A 5,209-nucleotide genomic window follows, 5' to 3' on the forward strand; every position below is an offset into this window, starting at 1 on the left:
CACGCGCAGGAACGGGCCGATGAGCACGAACTTGAAGAACTTGTACCAGGGGTTATTCACGGTCGCTAACTTTACCCTCAGCTTCGGCGCGCGCCAGATCAGCCGCGCCGATCATCCCCGCGTCGGCGCCGAGCCGGGCGACCTCGATGCGGGCGAGCGGGCGGTGGCCGGCACCGGTGATCTCCCGGGCGAACACCGCGCGGCTCCGGTCCAGGTATTGGTCGGCTGCCTGGGCGGCGCCACCGCCGAGGACGATCAGCTCGGGATCGAAGACGTCGGAGACCAGCGCCAGGGCCCGGCCGAGCCAGTCGGCGAAATCGCCGACTGCGGCCACCGCCAGGGGATCTCCGGTCTGCGCCGCGAGCATCACGTCGGAGCCGGTGGCGGTGCCGTCGATGCACGACTCGGCGAGCGTGCCATGGAACCGTCCGGTCGTGGCCAGCTCCCGTGCCGTCGCCGCCAGCGCGGTGCCCGAGCAATAGCGCTCCAGGCAGCCGCGCTTGCCGCAGGAGCAGGGGCGCCCGCCGGGCACGACCGTGAGGTGCCCGAACTCGGGGGCGGTGCCATAGGCGCCGCGGAAGATCTTTCCGCCGCTCATCATCGCGCCGCCGATGCCGGTGCCCAGGGCGAACAGGACCCAATCGCGCGCGCCGCGGGCGGCGCCGAAGCGGTATTCGCCCCACGCCGCGGAATTCGCGTCGTGCTCCAGGCTCACGGGGATCGGCAGCCGCTCCCCCAGCCGCGCGGCGACGTCGGCATCGCGCCACGGCAGGTGCGGCGCGAATCGCACCACGCGCCGTTCCGAATCCAGGAATCCGGCGACGGCGAGCCCGACGGCGACCGCATCGGGATGATCGACGAGCAGCTCGGCGGTCATCTCGACGATGCCGTCCTCGAGCGCCTCCGCCGTGCCGTTGGAGGACTTCTGCACCCGGTCGATCACCGCACCGTCGGCCGTGACCACCGCCGCGCGCAGGTGCGTGCCGCCGATGTCGAAGCTGATGGTCGGCCCCTCGGGCGTGGCTCGTGGCGGGATCGTCACGTGGGGCTCCTCATGGGTGGTGGCCGGGTCGGGCGGGGCCGAATCGGTGGCGCGGCAGGTCAGGGCAGCCGCGCTGGATCGGCGCGGAACCAGACAAGAATATCCCCCCAGCCGGACTCCCACGTATCCGGAGGCGTCACCCGCACCTTCTCCTGCTCGCAGACCGACAGGATCGCGGGGGCCGGAAACCGCCTCGAATACCCGGCGACCTGGGCCACCACGCCCGCCGCAGTCGTCTCGACGCTGACGGCGGATTCGGGGAAATCGGCCGGATCCGCGCCGTCGTCAAGCAAAAACGCTTGACGACGGGCCGACTCGCGAGCCCCCTCGCCCACCTCGCCGGAATCGGCGCGCGACGCGCCGCCGTCGAACTCCGGGAACGCCAAAAGCAAGGGCGCGCGCACGCGCATGCGGTACAGGCGCGCACCGTCGCCGCCGACGCCGAGGTCCGCCATGGTCAGCCGGGGCCGCGGCGGGTCGGGCACGTCGTCGACCACCACGCCGATCCACGTCGCCAAGACGGCCACCCGGGGATCGACCGCGCCGCCGGTGCGCAGATGGACTCCCCCGGCCTCAACGATCCGCTGCCACGACTGCCCCCACGACCACAGCTCCTCCAGCATGCGGGCCCGGCGGGAACGGTCGCCGAAGACGTCCGGCATGGAGCGGTGCCTCTCCACGCGCGGATTGATCAGGTCCAGGATGTCCGCCAGCTGCGCCGGGCCCTGCACGCGCCGCAGCCACGACATCTGTCGGTCCGGGGTCGGGCCGATGCGCACGCCCGCCGGGGCGGCGCCCGCGATGGTCTGGGCCTTCGCCCACACCAGCAGCCGCTCCAGGCCCGCGAAGCCCGTCAGCGCCTCCAGCGCCGACCGGTCGGCGTTCATGCCTCGCAACAGCGCCACCGCATCGGCGACGGGATCCGGGCCGGCTTCCGCCCACTCCAGATCATCCGGCAGAAAGGTCTCCGGGGTGCGGTCGCCGGGGGCCCCGGGCACGAGCACGATCGGATGCCGGGGCGCCCGCGGCGGCTGGGGCATCCGGGGCATCTGCGGCGGCGGGGATTCCAGGGTCACTCAGGCAGGCCCTCGACGCGGCGCTTCAGCGACTTCAGCGCCGTGTCCACGATCCGGTGCTCGGCCTTGCGCCGCAACATGCCCAGCATGGGCACGGCGGTGACGATCTCGAGCTCGTACAGCACCTTCGTCGCCCCGCCGTCTGCCTCGGTGAGCACGTAACGGCCGGATTGCGACTTCTGCAGCTGCGACGACAGCAGCGACCAGCTCACGCCGTCGCCGACCCACTCGTAGGCGAGCTCGTAGACGTCCTTGAGCACGGTCTCCAGCGTGAACTTGGCGCGCTTGGGCCGCAGCGGACGATCGCCGGCCTCGGTGACCTCGGCCGCCGTGGTGCCGGTGGCCCACTCCGGGTAAGCGGGGACGTCGCCGATGACGTCGAGGATCCGCTCCCGAGGGGCGTTGATCAGGATCTGTCCCTGCGTTCGGTCGCTCATGCCCTCCGAGGTTACCTGCGGGGCCCGCCGCCTGCGAGGATCCGGCGAAGTCGGGCGCCCATGACCTCCCACGTCCAGTGCTCGACGACGTGCCGGCGGCCCTCCTCGCCCATGTGCCGGGCTTTTGCGGGGTCGGCGCACACGCCGATGACCGCTCGTGCAAGTGCCGGCACGTCGCGGCCGTCGACGACGACCCCGGTTACGCCGTCGACGACCGTTTCCGGCGCGCCCCCGGAGTCACCGGCGATGACGGGCACGCCGCAGGCCTGCGCCTCCAGGTACACGATGCCCAGGCCCTCCACGTCCAGCCCCCGGCCGCGCGTGCGGGCGGGCATGGCGAAGACGGTGGCCGCGTTGAAGTGGTCGGGCAGCTCGTCGTAGGGCACGGAACCGGTGAAAATCACGTGGCCGGCAACGCCCGTGGACGCGGCGAGTTCGCGCAGCGTCTTCTCGTGGGGGCCGGCGCCAACGATCATCAGGCGGGCGTCGGGCAGCTGGTCGAGCACGGCGGGCATGGCCGCGATCAAGGAGTCCTGGCCCTTGCGCGCCACCAACCGGGAAATGCAGACGATCAGCGGCTGATCGGGGGCGATGCCGTGGCGGTCCCGGATGCGCGCGCCGGCGTCGGAATCCGGGCGGAACCGGTCGACGTCGACGCCCGAAGGCAGCCGCTCGAACGCGGTGCGCGGGCCGAACGCCGCGGCGAAGCGATTGCGCGTGTACTTGGAAATGTAGGTGACCACGTCCGAGCCGTCGCCGATGATCCGCAGCGCGCGGCGCGACACCGGCAGCATCGACCAACCGACCTCGTGTCCGTGCGTGGTGGAGATGATCCGGCGGGCGCCCGCCCGGCGGCACGCGCGCGCCAGCAGCCCCATCGGGGCCGCCGCGCCGAACCACACGACGTCGATGCCCTCGTCCCGGATGATCCGCGCCGCCGCCCGCGCCACATGGGGCAACGGCAGCAGCACCCGGTCGCGCAGGCGATGCACCCGATACGGCAGCGCCGCATCATGCTCGCGAGTGGCCGCCCCCGGAATCCGCGTCGACGCCAGCACCGTCAGGGAATCCGGCTCGAGCGTGTCGCAGAAGTCCCGCAGATACGACTCGATGCCGCCCTGGCGGGGAGGGAAATCGTTGGTGATGAGGAGGACGCGGCTGCGCCCGCCACGCGGGCCGTCGCCAAGCGAACCCGCGGTCCCCCGCCCCGGAACGACCATGCCCGAACGACCGGCCCGCGCCAACGGGTCAGTAGCGGACGGCGCCCATGTACGGGCCGCCCTGCTCGATCGGCACGACCTGGACCGGCACGCCGTACGTGGAGGCGTGGATGATCATGCCGTTGCCCACGTACATGCCCACGTGCGTGATGCCCTCGTAGAAGCCGATGAGGTCGCCCGGCTGCAGCTGATCGCGGCTCACCGGGGTGCCTCCCGCCAACTGCGCCTGCGACGTGCGCGGAATGGACTTGCCCAGCTGCTGGTACGCCCAGTACATCAGGCCCGAGCAGTCGAAGGCGTCCGGGCCGGCCGCACCCCACGAGTACGGGGAACCGACCTTGGTCATCGCGGCGTCGACCGCGCCCGAGGAACCGAGCAGCTCCCCCAGGCCCTCGGTGATCGGGTTGTCCTTGGCGCGCCAAGCGGCGAGCTCGGCCGGCGACAGCGAATCGACGCGGTCGCGGACCTCCTGCGTGCGGCGCTCCAACTCGCCCGACTTCTTCTCCAGCTCGCCGCGCTGACGCTCCAGGGCACCCAGCTGGACGCCCGCCGCCGCACGCGACGACGCCGCACGGGCGAACCCATCGGCGGCCTCGCGCTGGCGCTTGGACACCTCCGCCAGCGTGCCCTCCTTCTCGCGCGAAAGCCGGTTGACGTAGGACGAACGATCCAGCGCATCCTGCGCGTCGTTCGAGCCGATGACCGCGGTGATCGGATCCACCACGTCACCGCGCATGCGCTGGCGGGCGAAGCGGGAAATGTCCTCGCGCTGCCGGTCCAGCTCGCCGCGGGACGCCTCCGCCACGCGGGTCGCCTCCTCGACGTCGCCCTGCAGCTTGCGGACGAGCTCTTCCTGCTTCACGACGTCGCCGTCGAGACGCAACACGTCCTGCGAGTTTTCTTCGGCCTCGCGCGACAGCTTCTCCAGCTCGGTGATGATCCCGTCGGCGGTGAGCTCCTGGGCCGCGGCGGACGGGACGACGGCGACGGTGGCGGCGAGTGCTGCGGCCACGGTCGTGGACGCGATCAAACGGCGGAGGTGGGTCCTGCGGTGCTGCACGGTGCGGGAGGGCCTTTCGAAAAACGGGATTCCGGCGGAGTGCCGCGCGTGGGGCGCGATCCGGCGGGAATCTGCTGCATGCCCTGGTGGAGTGGGCATTCCGGGGTGAACTTTAACAACCCTTTCGACCCCGGGCGAATCACTTCGGAGTGATTCCCGGAACACCCCACCTACTGCGTGACAGGCGATGCCGCCTGTGGCGGAAGTGACCGTCGGGCGCCCGTCGATCCCCCGATGAAAACTCCGGAAAAGCCGTGAGGCGGGGCCCCGTTCCCACGGGACCCCGCCTGAAACGGCAGGAAGTTGACTCGTTCTTCTACGGAGTCTGTTTCATTGTGCGGGGCCTTGACCGCGGCCCCGGTGCGGGAATGTGG

At 71.6% G+C, this 5,209-nt stretch carries 5 protein-coding genes; all 5 read right to left on the bottom strand.

Annotated features, from left to right (window positions below):
* Nucleotides 1-52: 52 nt before the first annotated feature.
* The 5 genes from GX015_RS10085 to GX015_RS10105 all read right to left on the bottom strand — a co-directional run bounded on the left by GX015_RS10085 (nt 53) and on the right by GX015_RS10105 (nt 4,835).
* Nucleotides 53-1,042: an ROK family protein gene (locus GX015_RS10085; RefSeq protein ID WP_291344864.1), complete on the bottom strand. Its 990-nt coding sequence runs from the start codon at nt 1,040-1,042 to the stop codon at nt 53-55.
* 59 nt (nt 1,043-1,101) lie between these two features.
* On the bottom strand, nt 1,102-2,040 hold the full coding sequence (locus GX015_RS10090) for a hypothetical protein (RefSeq protein WP_291344865.1): 939 nt from the start codon (nt 2,038-2,040) through the stop codon (nt 1,102-1,104).
* Nucleotides 2,041-2,114: 74 nt separating this feature from the next.
* Nucleotides 2,115-2,555 carry an SRPBCC family protein gene (locus GX015_RS10095; protein WP_291344867.1) on the bottom strand — a complete coding sequence of 147 codons (441 nt, stop codon included), beginning with the start codon at nt 2,553-2,555 and terminating at the stop codon, nt 2,115-2,117.
* 11 nt (nt 2,556-2,566) lie between these two features.
* Entirely contained in the window at nt 2,567-3,775 is a 1,209-nt protein-coding gene (locus GX015_RS10100; protein ID WP_291344869.1) for a glycosyltransferase family 4 protein, read from the bottom strand.
* A 28-nt stretch (nt 3,776-3,803) separates the two neighbouring features.
* Complete coding sequence (locus GX015_RS10105; protein WP_366926276.1) at nt 3,804-4,835, bottom strand: NlpC/P60 family protein; 1,032 nt, start codon at nt 4,833-4,835, stop codon at nt 3,804-3,806.
* Nucleotides 4,836-5,209: the final 374 nt, after the last annotated feature.

Origin of the sequence: Corynebacterium sp. (assembly GCF_012837295.1) — a bacterium.
Classification (GTDB): Bacteria; Actinomycetota; Actinomycetes; order Mycobacteriales; family Mycobacteriaceae; genus Corynebacterium.